17 protein-coding genes and 1 tRNA gene are annotated in these 18401 nt (G+C 63.5%); 7 read left to right on the top strand and 11 right to left on the bottom strand.

The genetic code is table 11. From position 1 onward, the window contains the following. Positions 1–121: 121 nt before the first annotated feature. Positions 122–607, top strand: coding sequence for a cyclic nucleotide-binding domain-containing protein (locus tag QA642_RS46360; RefSeq protein WP_283082803.1), 486 nt, complete (start codon positions 122–124; stop codon positions 605–607). Here QA642_RS46360 and QA642_RS46355 read toward each other — a convergent pair. Next, positions 546–1373 carry a metallophosphoesterase family protein gene (locus QA642_RS46355; RefSeq protein WP_283082802.1) on the bottom strand — a complete coding sequence of 276 codons (828 nt, stop codon included), beginning with the start codon at positions 1371–1373 and terminating at the stop codon, positions 546–548. The two genes, QA642_RS46360 and QA642_RS46355, sit on opposite strands and share 62 nt — an antisense overlap. Positions 1374–1574: 201 nt before the next feature. On the opposite strand from QA642_RS46355, the gene QA642_RS46350 reads away from it, so the two are divergent. The 3 genes from QA642_RS46350 to QA642_RS46340 all read left to right on the top strand — a co-directional run bounded on the left by QA642_RS46350 (position 1575) and on the right by QA642_RS46340 (position 3824). After that, on the top strand, positions 1575–2264 hold the full coding sequence (locus QA642_RS46350) for a DNA-3-methyladenine glycosylase I (RefSeq protein WP_283082801.1): 690 nt from the start codon (positions 1575–1577) through the stop codon (positions 2262–2264). A gap of 345 nt (positions 2265–2609) precedes the next feature. Continuing rightward, on the top strand, positions 2610–2903 hold the full coding sequence (locus QA642_RS46345; RefSeq protein WP_283082800.1) for a hypothetical protein: 294 nt from the start codon (positions 2610–2612) through the stop codon (positions 2901–2903). A gap of 522 nt (positions 2904–3425) precedes the next feature. After that, positions 3426–3824 (top strand): hypothetical protein, encoded by a 399-nt coding sequence (locus QA642_RS46340; RefSeq protein WP_283082799.1) that lies wholly within the window; start codon positions 3426–3428, stop codon positions 3822–3824. A 1667-nt stretch (positions 3825–5491) separates the two neighbouring features. Here QA642_RS46340 and QA642_RS46330 read toward each other — a convergent pair. Then, positions 5492–5689, bottom strand: coding sequence for a hypothetical protein (locus tag QA642_RS46330; protein ID WP_283082798.1), 198 nt, complete (start codon positions 5687–5689; stop codon positions 5492–5494). A gap of 288 nt (positions 5690–5977) precedes the next feature. Here QA642_RS46330 and QA642_RS46325 point away from each other — a divergent pair, with 288 nt between their 5' ends. Then, a complete protein-coding gene (locus QA642_RS46325; protein WP_283082797.1) occupies positions 5978–6247 on the top strand; it encodes a hypothetical protein in 270 nt (89 codons plus the stop codon). A 157-nt stretch (positions 6248–6404) separates the two neighbouring features. Then, complete coding sequence (locus QA642_RS46320; RefSeq protein WP_283082796.1) at positions 6405–7349, top strand: transglutaminase family protein; 945 nt, start codon at positions 6405–6407, stop codon at positions 7347–7349. 142 nt (positions 7350–7491) lie between these two features. Here QA642_RS46320 and QA642_RS46315 read toward each other — a convergent pair whose 3' ends face one another. After that, positions 7492–8007 (bottom strand): Spy/CpxP family protein refolding chaperone, encoded by a 516-nt coding sequence (locus tag QA642_RS46315; protein ID WP_283082795.1) that lies wholly within the window; start codon positions 8005–8007, stop codon positions 7492–7494. A 425-nt stretch (positions 8008–8432) separates the two neighbouring features. Here QA642_RS46315 and QA642_RS46310 point away from each other — a divergent pair, with 425 nt between their 5' ends. Continuing rightward, positions 8433–8768 carry a hypothetical protein gene (locus tag QA642_RS46310; RefSeq protein ID WP_283082794.1) on the top strand — a complete coding sequence of 112 codons (336 nt, stop codon included), beginning with the start codon at positions 8433–8435 and terminating at the stop codon, positions 8766–8768. Positions 8769–8912: 144 nt separating this feature from the next. On the opposite strand, the gene QA642_RS46305 is transcribed toward QA642_RS46310, so the two are convergent. From QA642_RS46305 to QA642_RS46270, 8 genes are all read right to left on the bottom strand, one after another. Further along, positions 8913–8989 (bottom strand) — tRNA-Arg (locus tag QA642_RS46305). Between the two features lie 61 nt (positions 8990–9050). Beyond that, positions 9051–10094, bottom strand: a complete 1044-nt coding sequence (locus QA642_RS46300; protein WP_283082793.1) for a diguanylate cyclase — start codon at positions 10092–10094, stop codon at positions 9051–9053. After that, on the bottom strand, positions 10094–13207 hold the full coding sequence (locus QA642_RS46295; RefSeq protein ID WP_283082792.1) for an EAL domain-containing protein: 3114 nt from the start codon (positions 13205–13207) through the stop codon (positions 10094–10096). Before QA642_RS46295 ends, QA642_RS46300 begins: the two co-directional genes overlap by 1 nt. Before the next feature lie 174 nt (positions 13208–13381). Continuing rightward, positions 13382–14467: a branched-chain amino acid ABC transporter permease gene (locus QA642_RS46290; RefSeq protein ID WP_283082791.1), complete on the bottom strand. Its 1086-nt coding sequence runs from the start codon at positions 14465–14467 to the stop codon at positions 13382–13384. Then, positions 14464–15474, bottom strand: a complete 1011-nt coding sequence (locus tag QA642_RS46285; protein WP_283082790.1) for a branched-chain amino acid ABC transporter permease — start codon at positions 15472–15474, stop codon at positions 14464–14466. Before QA642_RS46285 ends, QA642_RS46290 begins: the two co-directional genes overlap by 4 nt. Beyond that, positions 15471–16193, bottom strand: a complete 723-nt coding sequence (locus QA642_RS46280) for an ABC transporter ATP-binding protein (RefSeq protein ID WP_283082789.1) — start codon at positions 16191–16193, stop codon at positions 15471–15473. Before QA642_RS46280 ends, QA642_RS46285 begins: the two co-directional genes overlap by 4 nt. Further along, positions 16190–16966: an ABC transporter ATP-binding protein gene (locus QA642_RS46275; RefSeq protein ID WP_283082788.1), complete on the bottom strand. Its 777-nt coding sequence runs from the start codon at positions 16964–16966 to the stop codon at positions 16190–16192. Before QA642_RS46275 ends, QA642_RS46280 begins: the two co-directional genes overlap by 4 nt. A gap of 194 nt (positions 16967–17160) precedes the next feature. After that, a complete protein-coding gene (locus tag QA642_RS46270) occupies positions 17161–18345 on the bottom strand; it encodes a substrate-binding domain-containing protein (RefSeq protein WP_283082787.1) in 1185 nt (394 codons plus the stop codon). Positions 18346–18401 lie beyond the last annotated feature (56 nt).

Below are 18401 nucleotides of genomic sequence, written 5' to 3'. Positions count from 1 at the left end.
CCGGAGCGCAGCGTTTTCCGAAAAGACCATGCGCAAACAATAGCCTCAAGCCATGCCGGAAATTTGAGCAAGCCTGTGGCGCGGATCGTGCTCTACTGCCCCCTGACGGGAGTTTTGCAGGATGCGCGCAGTTCTGGATTATTGCACCGGTGGGACCGAGCGGCAGGTCGTGGCCGGCACGCACCTTGTGACCGAGGGCGGCGCCTCCGGCCATCTCTATGTGCTGATGCAGGGCAAGCTCGAGGTGCTCAAGGGCGAGACGGTGGTTGCCACCGTCACTGAACCCGGCGCGGTGCTCGGCGAGATGTCCGTGCTGCTCGGCCTGCCGCATACCGCGACGGTGCGGGCCTGCTCCCACGCGGTGGTCTACGAGTTCGAGGATGCCGCCTCGTTCCTGAAGCAGACGCCCGAGGTGGCGCTGCTGATCGCAAAGATGCTGGCGCAGCGGCTCAACGTCGCCAACACTTATCTCGCCGATCTCAAGCGGCAATATGCCGACCACGGCACCCATCTCGCCATGGTCGGCGAGGTGCTCCAGAGCATGATCAACCTGCCGCCGCTCGAGGTCTCGCCAGGCTCGGATCGGCAATCCGATCCAAGAATGTGAGCCAGTCCGGCGGCTCCTCGATCGAGTTGGCTGGCCGCTTCAGCGGCGCGTTGAGGTCGATCCACTGCGCCTCGCCCGCCGCCAGCCAGAATGCCTTGTCCGCATCGAGGTCCAGCACGATATGCGTTGGCGGCCGGCCCGGCTGCAGGCCGGCGTTGAACACCCAGGTTTGGCCCAGCCGGTCGAACCACGAGCCATCGGTGACGAAGGGCGACTGGTGCACGTGGCCCGAGATCACCATCGAGGGCTGATACTGCATGATCCATTGCACCAGCTCGACATCGCCGAAGAAGCGCTTGCCGCCCCAGCTCGTCGGTGAATTCGCCGGCGGCGCATGATGGGCCCAGATCCAGCGCCGCCGGCGTTCGGCGGCCGCGTCGCGCAGCTGGTCGGCGATGCGCTGCCTGACCAGCGGTCCGTCCCACCACGGGCACACCGTGAACAGGGTGCCGCCGATGGTGAGGCTGTCGCCGTCGCAGGCAATCCCGAGCTCGCGCACGTCGGATATCCAGCGCGAGATCTTCTCACCTAGCGCGTCGCGCTCGTCGAGATCGTGATTGCCGGAGCAGAGGATGACGCGGGTCTGGCGCGCGAGCAGCGCGAGGTATTTCTTCACCACCACGATCTGCGCGCGGAAATCCACCATCGAGCCGATGTCGAGCGCATCGCCGGCGAAGATCACGAGATCGAATTGCGGCGCCGCGCTGACCAGCCAGTCGAGCTGCGGCAGCGAGTAGTGCAGGTCGGCCACGACCAGGCAGCGCATTGAAAATCCGTTCGCGATTGAAAATGGCTGGGAATTCCAAACGTCATAAAGCAAGAAGCAGACCAGCATGGCCGCTCCTTCTCAGTCCAATGAGCGGGAGCATGCTGCGGCGCGCCGCGGCGCGCAAGGGGCCTATCGGCGCAGGGCTGGACCGGATCATCGAATTCTGATGTCGTGGCGCACCTCAACGCGGGTGTCCGCATGACCTCCTTCAAGACCATTCGCGCCCGCGCGGAAAAGCGCAAGGGCGGGCCCAAGGCGCTGGACAAGCTGATGCCCGACAAGCCCGACGTGAAGGGCCTCGCAAAGCTCGGCGACGACCGTATCCTCGCCGAGATGACAAAACGGGTGTTTTGCGCCGGCTTTGCCTGGAGCGTGATCGATTCGAAATGGGACGGCTTTGAAGAAGCCTTCCTGCACTTTGCGCCGGCCAAGCTCAGCTTCCAGCCCGAGGATTACTGGGAGGGCCTGCTGCGTGACGCGCGCATCGTGCGCAACGGCGCCAAGATCATGTCGGTGCGCGACAACGCCGCCTTCGTGCAGGAGATTGCGAAGGAGCACGGCAGCTTCGGCAAGTTTCTCGCGAAGTGGCCGCCCTCGAACGAGGTCGGCCTGCTCGATCTCCTGACCAAGCGCGGCAGCCGGCTCGGCGGCAACACCGGCCAGATGCTGCTGCGCTTCGTCGGCTGGGATGGCTTCGTGACGTCAAAGGACGTCGTCGCCTGCCTGCGCGATGCCGGGCTCGACATCGCCGAAGAGGTGAAGTCGAAAGGCGATCTCGCCAAGGTGCAGGCGCAGTTCAACGCCTGGGCCGAGGAGACCGGCCTGCCCTACACCTATCTGTCACGTATCTGCGCGCTGTCGGTCGGCGAGAACCGCAGCGAGCACTAGAGCCTGATCCGGAAAAGTGCGTAGCGGTTTTCCGAAAAGATCATGCTCAAACAATAACCTAAAGCGCGATTCATCTTGATGCCATCGCGCTTTAGGTCACATCAGGATTGTCGAAGCCGCCGAGTAGCGCGATCGGCTGCCAGATCGTGCACATCGTGTGGCGCTTCCGTGCCGCGAGTGCGGCGGATGAAACTCCGCGATCACGAATTGCATTTCGCTGGAACGTTTGCGCCCAGTGCCTGTTCGGAAGCTGAGCCAGGCGAGAACGGCGCAGGGAACGCCTGCTCCGGTCCGGACTTCGGCTCGAGTCGACAAAACCGGACACGACAGACACGGAGCAGCCCGATGAAGCTAACGTCCGAACAGGTCAAGCAGACCGTCAACCAACTCGGCGCTCAGGTGCTGCCCGACGAGCATCCCGCCATGCCCCAGCTCAACAGCATGTTCGGCGAGCACACCTTCTTCGTCGATGAGATGGGCCTCAAGGTCCTCGAGCCCACCCCGTCGCCGGGCGCGGAACGCGAGAGCGGCGAAGTCGTCAGCCTCGCCGATTGGGGCGATGCCGACCTGACACGCCTGATGGCCCACGAGCCCGAACCGACCGGTGTGATCGTGGTGTTCGAGCAGATGAAACATTGATCGGCGAACGATCGCGCGCGGGTAGTTGATTGGAAGCATCGCGCCCACGAGTTCGCTGTGTAAGTGCAATCACAGCGACAACTACATAGCGCCTGACGTGGGCGGGGTCTTTGTCGAGATAGTCGAGGCCCCGCCCGTGAACCATTAGCGCTGCGCCGCCGCGTGCGTCCTTTAGCGCCGAAGCGTAAGACAGGGCCGATCTGATCAGAAGTTGAAAGCATGCGATGGCCCTGGCGAGGTAGGGCGGGTCCCTTCAAGGATCAAAAGCTGGCTTCAGTCGGAGCTCTACTTCGGGCTGATCGGGATCAGGAGCCGACGTCACTCGCCTGATTGCCTTTTCATGATCTTTGCGACTTCCAACATCGTAGCACCGGGCAAACACGTCTGAGAGCGCGACGCATCAACATCCTTCGGCTGGCGCCTTACGCACGATTGTGGGCACAAGGCACTTGATCTTTGTCAATTCGGTCTCAACGGACGGGCTTCTTATGCAAAGGGGGGCGATAGCATAGGAGCAAAACGATGAAGCAGATGGCATTCAGAAATTTTGCGATTGCAACTTCGACTATCGCCTTTGCTGCACTGTTCACCGTTGGCTGGTCTGAGCAGCGCGGGATTTCGCTCTCGGTTGAGAGCGCCCAGGCGAGACGAATCTATGTCAGCCCGTATCCCTATAATAACTACATACCCAATCAGACCGGTCTCCCCTGGTACGCGGTGCGGGCCTACTACGCGGGCGGCCCCTGGTGTGGGGTCGGTGGCAGGACCGGATACGGATACGGCACGACCGTCGGGGTCTTTGGAGCTGCTTCCTATACCTGCTACGACGGCTGGGATAGCTATGCGAGGCTCAACGGCATTAGCTGCACGCCCGGCACATTGATCAAGGGTGCTGACGGAATCATGTATGTCTGCCAGTAAGCACGCGGACCAAAAGGAGGCGGCTCAATTGCCGCCTCTTTCAATTTGAAAGCGCTGGTCGTTCTCGCTGCCACGGGCTCGGTTGGTTTGACGCGCACCATCGAGAAAACTCGTTGAGAACGTCAAAGCCTCTGCCTCATCCGAGCTCGCAAGTCGCCTTCTCTTTTTGATCTAGCGCAATGCCGACCAGTAGGGAGGCAGCATCCTTTCAGCATGGGGCAAGCCAGTGATGGAGCAAGTTCATGAGACACATGCATCCAGCAAAACTTGCAATTGCGGGCTCAACTGTCGCATGTGCGGCACTGTTCTCGTTCAGTTGGTCTGAACAACGCGGCATCTCTTTGTCAGTGGAGAGTGCCCAAGCGCGGGTCGGACGGCCGCTGACCCCAATGAGCGTTGCAGGCGTTGCTCGCCGTCAAAACCGGCGGGCTGCATACGGGTACGGAGCCGGGGTCGTCGGCGCTGGCGTCGCCGGCGCGGCCGCCGTGGGCACAGCTGCTGCTGTGGCGGCCACATCCCCCAACTGGGGATGGGGATGGGGAAGCGGCCCTTACACAGGCGCCGGCAACTATGGAGTTACTGGCGTGAGTCCCTACAGAGGTGGGCCTTCCAACTATGGTGGAGGCTTGGGAGCTAATGCCTACTATGGCGGGGCCTTGGGAGCTAATGCCTACTATCCTGCGTCCACGGCCAGCGACAGCAGTGGCTGGTACATAACTCCCGCCGGCATGGCCTGCACATCGGGGACTGTGGTCACAGGCGCCAACGGCTTGCCGTTCCGCTGTCCGTAAAGCACAGACGAAAGCCAGTGAAGCGAGCATCGGCTTCGGCGCGTCGGTGTATCGGCGACGTCATGGCACCCTGATCTGATGCGCGAGCAGCGGAATTGGTTGCAAATCGGCACGCCGATCACGCGCAGCGATGAGGAGGCGGTCGGAACGGCCGCCTCCAGATCAAACCCTTCTAAGTCACCGTGCGGACTGACGCTGCCCTGATAGGTGCTCCAACTTTGCGTTGCGTGAAGAGGAGAGTGACGATGACCGGGTCACTCGCTGTGGGCATCGGCGCAGGCAATGCCACGCGGGCGGATTCATTCGGACGGGGCCATCACGCATATTGGTACGCAGGCATCACCTGTTACCGCAGCTTCCCTTTCGGACAATGGCGCGAGCAGGAATTTCAAGCTCCAAATTAGTCGTCGACCTCCCGAGTAAGTGTCCATCCGCAGGTCGGCTCGGCGCGCTCCAAGGCAGTACACGCCAATGATGCTTATCCGGGGATGGCGAGATTTATGTTCCCTGCGGGGCGAGCGCCCGCGCATCAGTGTGCGCGCGTGGCTCACAGCGAGCCACAAGCCTCGTGCGTCAAACGAGTGTTCGCTCGATCCGCTGACGTCCCCGATCGTCATGGGTTGGATGAAGAGCAGTTTGCGCCCGCCCAAGGACGATCAGCGCGGCGTCAAGGTTCTTTCACTCGTCAAAACATCGAGCGCACTTGATGGGTGATGGCAATTTGGTGCGTGGCCTCTGAAGTTCGTAGGCATGGCGTGCGCCTGAAACCCGCAAGTCCTCACGAAACGTGAACGTTCGCGATAGTGGCGGATTAGGGCGTTCGCTCGCACAAAGTTTGAGGTGTCAGTGCCGACTGAGCCAAAGGCCAAGCGAGCGTCACGCCATGAGATGTTTGCCCACGAAGTTCATGAGCAACATGACGATTATCAGTACACCCATCACCACGACCGCGACGTTTGCGACTCGTCGCAACGGCCCGCCAAGGGGGTTCAACTCGATCAGGAAGCGCAACAGCCAAATCACGAGACCGACCACAACGATGTTGATGACCAGATAGATCAGACCTTCGAGCATGGCAGGCCTTCCTCGATGTGTCGGACGGCACACGCAGTTGCTTCGCCTTCTGCCGAGAACGCACCCGCCGCGCTGGCGCTTTGCTGCGTCGGCATCGCTTCGTAGCGCAACCAGCCGCAAAGGCATGAAGGCTCGACACCGTTTCGTGCGCCGTGGCAGCTTGCCAAACTTCCGAATGGGCAACCCTCGTCCAGGGTGGCTTCTCCCTGTTGATGTAGATCAAACGGCGCATTCGCCATCGGGGAAAGTATCGGCAGCCAAGGAATACTGACTGCGAGGAGGCTCGTGATGAAAAGGTCTCGCGGAATGCAGATCGCGTTGGTAGCAATCGGGCTGGCATGCGGATTTGGCGCGATCAATTGGACGGAAAGCGACGGCCTGTCGCTTGTACAAGGCGCAGAAGCCAGGGTCGGACGACCGGCAACACCGATGAGCGTCGCAGGCGTTGCGCGCAGACAGACGCGACGGGCAGTCGTAGGAGGAGCTGCGGTCGGCGCGGCGGCTGCCGGTACAGCATGTGTGCGCGTACTCGTGAATGGTTCCTACGTGTGTCGCTGAGAAACGTCCGGGCCTCGGCTTCGATGCCGCGGTTCCAGCCGTTTCATTCAGGCCTCGCAGCTCATTCCCACTGTAGAGCCAATCAGCGCATTCACTGCGCGGAGCACGGAGCCATGGCATCATTGCGCCGCCGGACCGAAAGGATGGCATCGGCCCGATGGCGCGTTCGGCCGAGGATCATGCGATCATGCTCGGAGGCGCAATGGGCATTATCTTCGAGATCAAGCACACCACGACCTACAACTATGCCAGGCCGGTGACGTTTGGCCCGCATCGCGCAATGTTCCTGCCGCGGCGCGGAGCGGGCGGGCGCTTGCTAAGCTGGTCCGCAGGCACCAATCTTCGCTCGCGGATCCGGTGGATTAGCGACAGCCTTTCAAACAACATAGCGGAGATCGAGATCGAGGAGCCCGGCAGCGAGTTGATCTTCACGTTTCAGTTTCGGGGCATTCATTTCGGGGCCAAGGACGTGAAGCAGTTCGTGCTGGAGCGGCGGGCCGAGAGAATGCCCGTGCAGTACACGCCGGACGAATGGAACGACCTCGTCGGCTTCATGCGCCCGCACACCGAGGATCCTGACCTTGCCCTCGCAGAGTGGGCCAGGAGCTTTGTCGTCAACGGCAAGACGATCGGTGCTCTGGAGCAGATGCTCGACGCTTTCCGCGACGGATTCAACTACCAGGCACGGGAGGCGGAGGGGACCCTTGCGCCCGCGCAAACCTTGCACGCGAGGTCGGGAACGTGCAGGGACTATGCGTGGCTCATGATCGAGGCCTTGCGCCGGCTCGGCTTCGCGGCCCGCTTTGTCAGCGGTTACATCTATGATGCGGCGCTCGATGGGGGCGAGATCGGGATGGCCGGTTCGGGCGCCACCCATGCGTGGGTGCAGGTGTTCCTGCCCGGCGCCGGTTGGATGAACTACGATCCGACCAATCACATCAACGCCGGATTCGATCTCATTCCTGTCGCGCTCGCGCGGCACCCCGCTCAGGCCGTGCCTCTTGCGGGGGCATGGTTGGGAAGCTCCGAGGACTACCTCGGCATGTCCGTGCGCGTCGAAGTCCACAAACTGGGTGACGTTGCTGATCAGTCCGAGGGGTAGCTCAGCCGAACGCGACGCCTCGACAGTCGTGGCATGCTGCCTGGGGATGTCGGCCCTTCCAAAGGGGACATCGCCCAGGCTTAGAGTTGGTTAGCCGTGCAGGTTCAGGCCGTCACGGCGGGTTATCAGTCAACATCCCGCTTCAATCATCATCCTCGGCTTGCGCACGACGTCGCTCCACGACATCGCTCATGTCGTGAAGCACAAGGACCGCGAGGGCCCCCATGCGCTGCCTCTGTTCAGGATTGAGGGTCTTGTAGAGTGGCTGCCACGCCTCGGCGAGTTTATCCAGATCGGCTGATCGTTGAGCCAAGGCCTCCGAGCGTCGTTGCAAGAAGGCGATAGGATCGCGATTGCGCATGGTTTCGACGGCATTTTGGTCGGCCCGTCTACCCACTGTTTCCGAGATTTTTGCAACACGGGCCTTCCGATCTTCCGCCCTGGCACGAATGGCGCTCTCGACAGGCGGCCAGAGCTTTTCCTGCTCGGGTGTCAGTTGCAATGCGGCCTTGGTCAAATCGATCCGCATGTCCATCAATGTACTCCGGTCCACTGCGTTGAGCTTCTCTGGCGTCGCAGGTGAGGGAGTTTGCGCTCGGGCAATCGACGGTACGGCAATAAGGAGCGCGGCTGTTCCGATCACTACTATCTTCATCATCGGCGACCTCCTGGGTAAGCGGCCTCCAGCACCACGCCAACAATGGTCGGCAGTGCGATGTCGTATTGATTCAAATCAAGGGACCTGAGGAAAGAATCGTGGCGCGCCGGCAAGTGCGGCGACATGTCCGTTCTCGCGTCATCATTCCGTCGAACGAACGTCTACATCAAAGCGCGTAAGCAACTGGGCTACGAAGAGGTAATTGGCGCCGGCGCTTGCTGCCGCGGAGATCACTTGTCTTCGAGCAGGCGCACGGCGTGTCGGCGTTCGCGGAGTGGACCTTGATTTCGCTCAAGACCCGTCCCGAAGCCGGTTGTTGAATACTGAACCACAGCGAGAAGCACAATGATCCGATCATTTGTCGTTGTGGGCTTCGCCGTAGCATCTGGATGGTTGCTGATGTTCATCGCTTGAAAGGATGGAGCATGAAAGCAGCTTCGCTGGGCGTACTCTGGATCGGAATGCTTGCTTCTGCCGAGGTGCTCGCTGCGCCGTGCTCGTCCTATTACATTTCCGAAATCACTCTCGTATCGGCGGTCGACACCGAGGCCGGGCGTGTACAGACGTTTGTCGGATTCGGAGCGTCGAAGGAGGAGGCCGAGAACAACGCCTTGGGATCCTGCTCGCACATACAACTCGACCTTCAAACATGCCTGGACTCAGATCGCCGCCTAGGTCGCAATGCTCCGTCGGACCAGCCTGACGGCTCACTTCACTTGAAGTACACGAAGGCGGTGAAGCGCATCACAGGCTGCGACTAGGTGCGTGTCGTGGCGATGGCAGAGAGTATTCTCCCAAAGTCCGCGGCTTTGGCTCGTTCCATGCGGCTCGAACGCCATGAGCGGGGCGGCTGCTTACCCGGCGCCACTCCAAGATGGGAAAGTGTCGGAAGTACTTGATTTTACTGGCGCACCCGACACGATTCGAACGTGTGACCTTTGCCTTCGGAGGGCAACGCTCTATCCAGCTGAGCTACGGGTGCTAGTCGAGCCTCATTTAGCTGATTGGCGGGGGGCGGGCAACCGCTTCTCGCCGACATCATGTCAGGCCGTTTTGCGCCGGATCGGGGCCGGAACTGGCACGCCCGCGCGGCGGAGCCCGGCGAATTCGGCGAGCAGGCGGTCGGCGCCGATGACGCGGTTGCGGCCGAGCCGTTTGGCCGCATAGAGCGCCTCGTCGGCGGCACCCAGCAGCCGGTCCGGGCCGCCGTCGGCTTCGCCCGGAATGTGGCTGGCGACGCCGACGCTGAGGGTGACGTGGTCGCCGGCGCCATCGGCGCCATGGGCGATCGCCAAGGCCATCACGGCGGTGCGGATGTCCTCCGCAACAGTGCAGGCGGCCTCGCCATCCATGTCCGGCAGGATCAGCGCGAACTCCTCCCCGCCATAACGGCTGGCGAGATCGAGCGGGCGCACGGCATGCCGGCTGACGACCGCGGCGATCGCGCGCAGGCATTCGTCGCCGGTCTGGTGGCCGTGGCGGTCGTTGAACAGCTTGAAATGATCGACGTCGACGAACAGCAGCGCCATCGGCTTCTGCGTTTGCTGGGCGCGGGCCCATTCCGTCATCAGCATCTGGTCGAAGGCGCGGCGGTTCGACAGGCCGGTCAGCCCGTCCTTGGTGGCGAGCTCCTTCAGCGCCGTCTCGGCGCGCTTCTGGTCGGTGAGGTCGCGCAGCGTCTCCACCACCGCGATCAGATGGCCGGCCTCGTCATGGATCGGGCCGGCGTCGATGGCGAGATAGAGCTGGCTGCCGAGCTTGGGCATCACGCACCAGTTCTCCGCGGAGAAGCCGAGCCCGTTATGGCCGCGCGCGGCATATTCCGAATAATACTGCGGCAGCTGCTCGGGACGGTCGAGCGCGATGAGGTCGGCAAGGCAGGGCCGCCTGGTCTCGTAGAACGCCTGCCAGTGCTTTGTTGTGCCGATCACCTCGGCGGCGGCGACGCCGGTCAGGCGCTCGCAGGCGCGATTCCAGATCACGACGCGGCGCTTCGGGTCGATCACGAAGGTCGGCACCACCAGGTGCTGCATCAGCCGCACGGCATAGGAGTCGGCGACATCGACGATCTTGCGCGATCTTGCCATCAGGCCACCGCCGCCACGGGCGCGGCATCGCCCGGGCCGAACAGCTTGCGCACGTCAGCGGCCGGCTTCGGCGCGCTGAACAGATAGCCCTGCATCTCCGTGCAGCCGAGGTTACGCAGCATCTCGCGCTGCGCCTCGGTCTCGACGCCCTCGGCGACCGTGGTCATGCTGCTGGCGGCGGCGATGTTCACCACCGCTTGCACGATGACGGGCGCGCCGCTGGTCTCCGCGATGTCGGCGACGAAGCAGCGGTCGATCTTGATCTTGTCGAACGGAAAGCGCTTCAGATAGCTCAGCGAGGAATAGCCGGTGCCGAAATCGTCGAGCGCGATGCGCACGCCGATCGCGCGCAGCTGGTGCAGGATCGAGAGCGCGGCCTCGTCGTCGCGGATCAGCACGGCCTCGGTGATCTCGAGCTCGAGCCGGCCTGGGTCCAGCCCCGAAGCGGCGAGCGCGCCGGCGATCCGCAGCGCCAGCGTGTCGCATTTGAGCTGCACCGGCGAGACGTTGACCGCGACGCGCACATGCGCCGGCCAGGTCGCGGCCTCGTTGCAGGCGGTGCGCAGCACCCAGTCGCCGAGCTCGTTGATGAGGCCGGTGTCCTCGGCCACCGGAATGAACTCCGCCGGCGAGACCATGCCGCGCTCGGGATGACGCCAGCGCAGCAGCGCCTCGCAGCCCGAGACCTCGCCCGAGCGCAGATCGACCAGCGGCTGGTAGTGGATCTCGAAGCCGCCATTGACCAGCGCCCAGCGCAGATCCTGCTCCATGGCGAGGCGCGCCTTGGCGCTCGCGTCCATCTCCGGCTCGAAGAAGCGGTGGGTGCGGCGACCCTCGGCCTTGGCGCCGTACATCGCAAGGTCGGCGTTCTTGATGAGCTGGTCGAGATCGGCCCCGTCCTGCGGCGCCAGCGCGATTCCGATGCTGGCATCGGTGGAGAGCTGATGGCCGAGGCAGTGATACGGCTGCCGGATCGCCTCGTAGATCCGCGTCACGAAGGACAGCACGTCGGCAGAGGACTGGATTCCGGTCTGGATCACCGCGAATTCGTCGCCGCCGAGCCGCGCGATCAGGTCGCCCTTCTTGAGACAGCCGCGCAGGCGGGTCGCGATCGCCTTGAGCAGCTCGTCGCCGACATGATGGCCGAGCGAATCGTTGATGCCCTTGAATTCGTCGACGTCGATATAGAGCAGCGCGAACTGGCAGCCATCCGCGACCTTGGCCAGCTCGCGTTCGATCTGCTCGCGGAACAGCGTGCGGTTCGGCAGGTCGGTCAGCGCATCGTAATGCGCCATATGCGCGATCTTGTCGTGGGCGCGCCGCCGCTCGGTGACGTCCTCGACCACGCTGATGAGGTAACGCGGCTCGCCGGACTCGTCGCGGATGCTGATCCGCGTCGATGTGATATGGCGCATCCCCTTGGTCTGGCTCGGCCAGGGATGCTCGTCCTTGAACAATCCGGTGTCGGCGCCTTGCAGCGCCTCGCTGTCGTCCTCGGTGACGAGCCTCGCCGTCTCCTCCGGGTAGACGTCGAAGGGAGTCCTGCCGACGATGGCTTCGCGCGATCGGCCGAACTGCTCCTCGGCGGTTCGGTTGACCAGCAGATATTGCCGCGTCCGGGCGTCCTTCACCGTGATCTGCGAGGGGATATGGTCGATGATCTCGCGCAGGAACGTGTAGTTGCGGTCGCGCTCCTGCTCCAGATTGCGCCGCTCGGTGATTTCCTCGATGGTGGCGACCCATCCACCCTGCGCGAGCGGGGTGTTGATGACCTGGAAGGCGCGGCCGTTCGGCAAATGATGGGTTCGCGTGGAGACCGTGCCTTCGGCCACGACCCGCATCACGTCGGCGCAGAACGCCTCGACGTCGCCATCGAACGCGCCGCGCTCCTTGCGGTGACGCATCGCCTCGAGGATGTGGCAGCCGGGCTTGATGACGTCGTGAGAGAGGCCGAACATGTCGGCATAGCGGCGGTTGCAGATGACGATGTAGCCGTTCGCGTCGTACAGGATCAGTCCTTGCGACATGTTGTTCAGGGCGGTGTCGAGCCGCTGCCGCTCCGCCTCGATCCGCGCCTGTGCGTCGCGATTCTGCCGGTTGATCTGGCGGATGATCAGATAGAGGATCATCGCGATCACTGCGGCCGAGAGCGTCGCGGTCGTGACCATGAAGCCGGTCTGCTGCCGCCAGTCGGCCAGCGCAGCGCTCATGGTGTTGGTTGCGACGATGACCAGCGGAAAATGGTTCAACGAGGCGGCCGAGCCGAGCCGCTCCTCGCCGTCGAAAGGACTCCTGACGCGAAGCGTTTGCTGGCCGCCCCTGGTCAGCACCTTCTGCATCAGCGGTGCCGTCTTGAAGCTCCTGCCGATCAGTTCCTCGACATGCGGATAGCGCGCCAGCATCTTGCCTTCGCGGTCGAACAGCGAGATCGCCGTGCCCTCGGCAAGTGCGACGGATGCGAAATAGCTCTGGTAGGTGTCCGGATCGATGCGGCGGACCATCGCGCCGAAGAAGGTGCCGTCGGTGCCGTGCAGCCGGCGGGCGACGATCGTGGTCCATTTGCCGATGATGAAGCTGCGGACCGATTCCAGGATGACCGGCTCGGACATCGGATCCGACTTGAAGGTCTGGAAATAGGCGCGCGAGGAGACGTTGATCTTGGGCAGCGGCTGGCTCCGCGACCAGTTGATCAGCTCGCCGTCGGCGTCGTAGATCGCGATGTCGCCGAGATAGGAGACCGAGCTGATCTTGCTGCGCAGCATCTGGTTTGCGGCCGGTCCCGACATGCGCTCGCGGAACATGGCGGCCGAGTTGATCTCCGGCAGGTTCATCTGCCCGATCAGATCGGCGGCGACGACGTCGGAATCTTCAAACTGCTGATCGAAGTGACGCGCGATCAGCTTCACGGTGTTTTCCAGCTCGCGTTCGCGGTTGACGAGGGTCCGCTCGCGGAATTCGTCGACGGCCATGGCCGTCACGGCGAAGATCCCCGCGACCAGCAATACGCCGCACAGGGTCAGCCACAGCACCGGTCCGCGCCGAACCGCTGCCTCCCAGCCGCTTCGAGCGGCTAGGGTCATTCCGGTTGCCATCCCTGTAAAGACCTGGCGCATTCCCCCTCCCTGGAGGGACAGAATTACACCGCACAAATGGCGCAAACCTTAGGAAAGCCAGTTACCTAACCATTAATCCGGTTGCGTAGACGCGGTCCCATGCAGCGGGACGGGAATCGCGCCGCGGTTGTGCAACGCGCGCAACAACCGCTGCGCTGCATTATTAATCACAGCTTAATGCGAGGCGCCCGTGCTCTTGTCGCTGCCGCCACTGCGGAGACGTCCGACCACGCCGGTCGGGAAGAAATAGACGCTGGCGATGAACAGCAGCCCGAGCCACAGCAGCCAGCGGTCCGGATGCAGCAGCCCCGGCAGCAGCGGCAGGCCGGCTTCGCTCGCTGCCTTGGAGGCAACGCCCATCAGCGATTGCAGATAGTTCTGCGCAAGGATGAAGATCGTGGCGCCGATGATCGCGCCGTAGATCGTGCCCATGCCGCCGATCACGACCATCAGCAGGATGTCCAGCATGATCGAGAAGCTGAGCGAGGTGTCGGGGCCGGCATAGCGCAGCCACAGCGCGTTCAGAATGCCGGCGCCGGCGGCGACGAGCGCGGCGAGGCAGTTGGCATAAGTGAGGTGGAAGACGGTGCGGAAGCCGAGCGCCTCGGCGCGAAAACGGTTCTCGCGGATCGCCTGCAGCACGCGGCCGAACGGCGAGTTCACCACGCGTAGCAGCGCCAGGATCATCAGCGCCGAGATCGCGAACACCAGATAGAAAGTCAGGATGCGGCCGTTAACCTCGAAGCCGAACAGGTTTTTCGAGATCAGCACCGTGCCGGGACGCAGCAGCTCCGGCAGCTGGAAGCTGCGGCCGTCCTCGCCGCCGGTCAGCCAGGACAGCTGCGAGGCCAGCACCTGGAAGGCGGAGGCGACCGCGAGCGTGATCATGGCAAAGAAGATCGCGGCAACCCGCAGCGAGAACAGGCCGATCGCAAGCGCGAGTAGCGCCGCCAGCGGCAGGCCGGTGACGATGCCGGTGGCGACCGCAGCCCAGTTCGGGCCCATGCCGTATAGCGCGATCGCAATGGCGTAGCTGCCGATGCCGTAGAACATGGTGTGGGCGAACGACACCGAGCCGGTATAGCCGAGCAGCAGATCGTAGGACGCCACCAGCGCGGCGAAGACGCAGATTTTTGCCGCAACGTTCAGCGCCTTGGCGCCCGGAAACAGGAACGGCGTCGCCGCCAGCGCCAGGATGACGACAACGAGAATGAGCGTGAGCGCGCGGCTGCGCGGCGGATCACCGGAAAGAAGCATCATCGGCTGGTCACCGCATAGAGGCCGCGCGGCCGCCACATCAGAATGGCGACCATCAGCAGGATGTTGGAGACGAGTGCGAGTTTCGGCACCAGGAAGCCGCCGTAATTGGCGACCATCGCCACCAAAATCGCGCCGATGAAGCAGCCGCCGATCGCGCCCAAGCCGCCGATGATGACGACGATGAAGATGAGGACGGTGAGATCGTCGCTCATGGAGGCGTGCACCTGCTCGCGGTAGAGCGCCCACATCACGCCGCCGAGGCCGGCGAGCGCCGATCCCGTCATGAACACGCCGAGGAACAGGCGGCGGATGCGATAGCCGAGCGCCTCGACCATCTCGCGATTCTCGACGCCGGCGCGGATCAGCAGGCCAAGCTTGGTGCGGTTGAGCACGAGCTGGATCGCGATGAAGACGGCAAGGCCGATCAGCATCGCCAGCACGCGGTATTTGGCGATCGCGACGTCGCCGAGGATGAAGGAGCCACGCAGCGAGGCTGGCAGCGGCATCGGGATGATCTGCGGTCCCCACAACGCGTAGAGCGTCTGTTCTGCAACAATGAGGCCGCCCGTGGTCATCAGGATCTGCTTCAGGTGCTGGCCGTAGACCGGTAGGATCAGCACGCGCTCGACGATCAGTCCGAGCGCGCCGGAGACCGCCATCGAGAGCAGCGCGGCCGGGGCGAGCACCGCCAGGTTCACCCAGAGCGAATCCGCCTGGATGGAGGCCGCGAACGGCGCCAGCACCAGCGTTGCGACATAAGCGCCGACGGCGATGAAGGCGCCGTGGCCGAAATTGAGCACGTCCATCAGGCCGAACACCAAGGTGAGGCCCGAGGCCATGATGAAGATCATCATGCCCATGGCAAGGCTCGCCGCGGTCAAGGTCAGCCAGGACGAGGTCGATCCGATCAGCGGGATCATCAGGAGCGCGAGCGCGATCGGCAGCATGATCGGCGCGAGGTCGCGCTTCGGCTTCGGCAACGGGTCGGTTGCGGCAAGGTCAGTCACTGATGCGCCTCCAGGCTCAGGCCGAGCAGCCGCTCCTGCAGCGGCACGTCGGCGGCGAGCGCCGCCATCTCGCCACGGTGGACGATGGTGCCGTTATCCATCACCAGCACGTTGTCGCCGAGCTCGCGGGCGGCGAAGAAATTCTGCTCGACGAGGAGGATCGTCGCGCCCTTGCGCTTGATCTCCTTCAGGCACTCGATCAGCGCCATCACGATGGCGGGCGCGAGGCCCTTGGTCGGCTCGTCGATCAGCAGCAGCTTGCGCGGCTCGATGATGGCGCGTGCGATGGACAACATTTGCTTTTGTCCGCCCGACAGGCTTCCCGCCCGCGACAGCCAGAACCGGCGCAGCGCCGGAAAGAAGCCAAAGATCCATTCCAGCTGCCTGTCGTCCATCGCCGCGTCGCGGGCTGCGAGAACGAGATTTTCCTTCACCGTGAGGTCGGAGAACACCGCCATGCTCTCGGGCACGTAACCGACGCCGAGCCGGGCGATGTCAGGCGTCGCGCGGCTCTCGATGCGCTCGCCCGCGAGGCTGATCTCGCCGGACGAGGCCTGCCACAGGCCCATGACCGTGCGCAGCGTCGTGGTCTTGCCGGCGCCGTTGCGGCCGAGCAGCATCGTCACCTGTCCTTGCGGGACGGCGAGGTCGATGCCCTGGAGGATGTGGTAGCGCCCGATATGGGTGTGCACGCCGGAAAGTTTTAAGAGGTCGGTCATGCGGCACTCTCTGCAGTGCTCTTGGGGGCGACGCCGAGATAGGCTTCCTGCACGATGGGCGAAGCGATCACCTCGGCCGGCGGGCCGTCGGCGACAAGCTGGCCGTTATGCAGCACGATGATGCGGTCGGCGAGCGAGCGCACCACGTCCATCTTGTGCTCGACCAGCAGGATGATCTTGCTCTTGTCCTGCTTCAGTTGTGCGATCAGGTTGAGGACGACAGGCACCTCGTCGATGCTCATGCCGGCGGTCGGCTCGTCGAACATGAACACCTTCGGTTCCAGCGCGATCATCAGCGCGACCTCGAGCTTGCGCTGGTCGCCATGCGACAGCGCGGTCGCGGCGACGCCGCGACGATTGCCGAGCGCGACCTGGTCGAGGATGGCGTCGGCGCGCGCGATCAAATCGCGGCGGACCATCCAGGGCCGCAGCATGTCGTAGTGGGTGCCGTTTGCAGCTTGCACCGCGAGGCGGACGTTTTCTTCCACGGACAGGTTCGGGAAAAGATTGGTGAGCTGGAAGGCACGGCCGAGACCCGCGCGGGTGCGCAAGGGCGCAGAATGCTGGGTGATGTCGGTGCCGTCGAACAGGATGCTGCCGCTGGAGGCGCGCAGCTGGCCCGAGATCAAATTGAAATAGGTGGTCTTGCCGGCGCCGTTCGGCCCGACGATGGCGGTGAGCTCGCCCGGGCGGAACGTGCAGCTGACATTGTTGACCGCGACATGGCCGCCGAAGCGGATGGTGAGGTCGCGGGTTTCGAGGGTGAGAGACATCGGGAATTTCGATCGGATTTGGATGAAGGTCTATCCGCGATCACAGTGGGCTCCCTCCCCCGCTTGCGGGGGAGGGGTGGGGAGAGGGTGTTTCCGCAGGCGAGAACCCCCGAGAGGAGAAGGCCCTCACCCGGATCGCATCTAAGGATGCGATCCGGCCTCTCCCGCAAGCGGGAGAGGTGAAGCAAGAAAGCTCAGCGCTTGTTCTTCACCGGAACGTCCATGTCCTCGATCTTCAGCTCGCGCACCGGCTCGAGCACGGCCCAGGCGACGTTCGGATCGACCTTGACCTTGAAGTGATACATGCTCTGCAGTGCCTGATGGTCCTCTTTCCGGAACACCATCTTGCCTTTGGGCGTGTCGAACTCCATGCCCTCCATCGCCGTGATCAGCTTCTCGGTGTCGGTCGATTTCGCCTTGGTGACGGCGGCGACGACGGACATCGCCGCCGCGAAGCCGCCCGCGGTGAAGAAGTCCGGCGGCGCGTTGAAGCGCTTCTGGTGCTCGGCGACCAGCCAGTCGTTCACCGGGTTCTTCGGGATGTCGTAGTAATAATAGGTCGCGCCTTCCATGCCGGGCAGGCCCTTATACGCCGCGAGCGCCGGCAGGATGTTGCCGCCGGTGGACAGCTCGATGCCGTAGCGCTTCGGGTCCATGTCCTGGAGCTTGGCCAGCGGATTGCCGGCACCGGCCCAGATCACCCAGATGATCTTGCGGCCCGGCTTGTCCTTCAGCGCGTCGAACAGGCGCTGGCCGACCGCGGTGAAGTCGGTGGTCGAGGTCGGGGCATATTCTTCCGCGGCGAGCGTCGCGCCGGTCTTGGCCAGCGCCTCCTTGAAGGCGGCGACGCCGTCGCGGCCGAAGGCATAGTCCTGCGCCAGCGTCGCGACGGTGACGCCCTGCTTGCCGATCGCGACCGCGTTTGAGATCGCGTCCTGCGAGGAGTTGCGCGCCGTGCGGAAAATGTAGCGATTCCACTTCTCGCCGGTAATCTGGTCCGCGACAGCGGGCTCGACGATCAGGATCTTCTTGTTCTCCTCGGCGACCGGGAGAATCGCGAGCGCGGCGGCCGACGAGGTCGTGCCGATCGCGATGTCGGCCTTGTCGTCCTGATAGGCTTCGGCGAGCGCGGCCTTGGAGAGGTCCGGCTTGCCCTGGTCGTCCTTGGTGATGACGACGATCTTGCGGCCGTCGATCGTCATGGTGCCCTTGGTGGCGTATTCGAAACCCATTTGCAGGCCGGTCTCGGTCTGCTTGGCATAGGCCTCGAGCGGACCAGTCTTGCCGTAGATCAGCGCGACCTTGAGATCGTCGGCTCGTGCGGAGGTGCCCGCAGCGAGGGCGAGGATGGTTGTTGTTATGACGAGCGATCGACGCACGATGGTCCCTCCTGATTCAAAATTTCTCGGTAACAGCGATTTGCACAAGCTTGCGA

The organism is Bradyrhizobium sp. CB2312 (genome assembly GCF_029714425.1).
GTDB lineage: Bacteria > Pseudomonadota > Alphaproteobacteria > Rhizobiales > Xanthobacteraceae > Bradyrhizobium.
This window is presented reverse-complemented; position numbering and strand designations above follow the sequence as displayed.

What these genes read in the sequence shown, in the direction of transcription:
- QA642_RS46360 (WP_283082803.1), top strand. Translation starts at nt 122, where the DNA reads ATGCGCGCAGTTCTGGATTATTGCACCGGTGGGACCGAGCGGCAGGTC.
- QA642_RS46355 (WP_283082802.1), bottom strand. Translation starts at nt 1,373, where the DNA reads ATGCGCTGCCTGGTCGTGGCCGACCTGCACTACTCGCTGCCGCAGCTC.
- QA642_RS46350 (WP_283082801.1), top strand. Translation starts at nt 1,575, where the DNA reads ATGACCTCCTTCAAGACCATTCGCGCCCGCGCGGAAAAGCGCAAGGGC.
- QA642_RS46345 (WP_283082800.1), top strand. Translation starts at nt 2,610, where the DNA reads ATGAAGCTAACGTCCGAACAGGTCAAGCAGACCGTCAACCAACTCGGC.
- QA642_RS46340 (WP_283082799.1), top strand. Translation starts at nt 3,426, where the DNA reads ATGAAGCAGATGGCATTCAGAAATTTTGCGATTGCAACTTCGACTATC.
- QA642_RS46330 (WP_283082798.1), bottom strand. Translation starts at nt 5,689, where the DNA reads ATGCTCGAAGGTCTGATCTATCTGGTCATCAACATCGTTGTGGTCGGT.
- QA642_RS46325 (WP_283082797.1), top strand. Translation starts at nt 5,978, where the DNA reads ATGAAAAGGTCTCGCGGAATGCAGATCGCGTTGGTAGCAATCGGGCTG.
- QA642_RS46320 (WP_283082796.1), top strand. Translation starts at nt 6,405, where the DNA reads ATGGCGCGTTCGGCCGAGGATCATGCGATCATGCTCGGAGGCGCAATG.
- QA642_RS46315 (WP_283082795.1), bottom strand. Translation starts at nt 8,007, where the DNA reads ATGATGAAGATAGTAGTGATCGGAACAGCCGCGCTCCTTATTGCCGTA.
- QA642_RS46310 (WP_283082794.1), top strand. Translation starts at nt 8,433, where the DNA reads ATGAAAGCAGCTTCGCTGGGCGTACTCTGGATCGGAATGCTTGCTTCT.
- QA642_RS46300 (WP_283082793.1), bottom strand. Translation starts at nt 10,094, where the DNA reads ATGGCAAGATCGCGCAAGATCGTCGATGTCGCCGACTCCTATGCCGTG.
- QA642_RS46295 (WP_283082792.1), bottom strand. Translation starts at nt 13,207, where the DNA reads ATGCGCCAGGTCTTTACAGGGATGGCAACCGGAATGACCCTAGCCGCT.
- QA642_RS46290 (WP_283082791.1), bottom strand. Translation starts at nt 14,467, where the DNA reads ATGATGCTTCTTTCCGGTGATCCGCCGCGCAGCCGCGCGCTCACGCTC.
- QA642_RS46280 (WP_283082789.1), bottom strand. Translation starts at nt 16,193, where the DNA reads ATGACCGACCTCTTAAAACTTTCCGGCGTGCACACCCATATCGGGCGC.
- QA642_RS46275 (WP_283082788.1), bottom strand. Translation starts at nt 16,966, where the DNA reads ATGTCTCTCACCCTCGAAACCCGCGACCTCACCATCCGCTTCGGCGGC.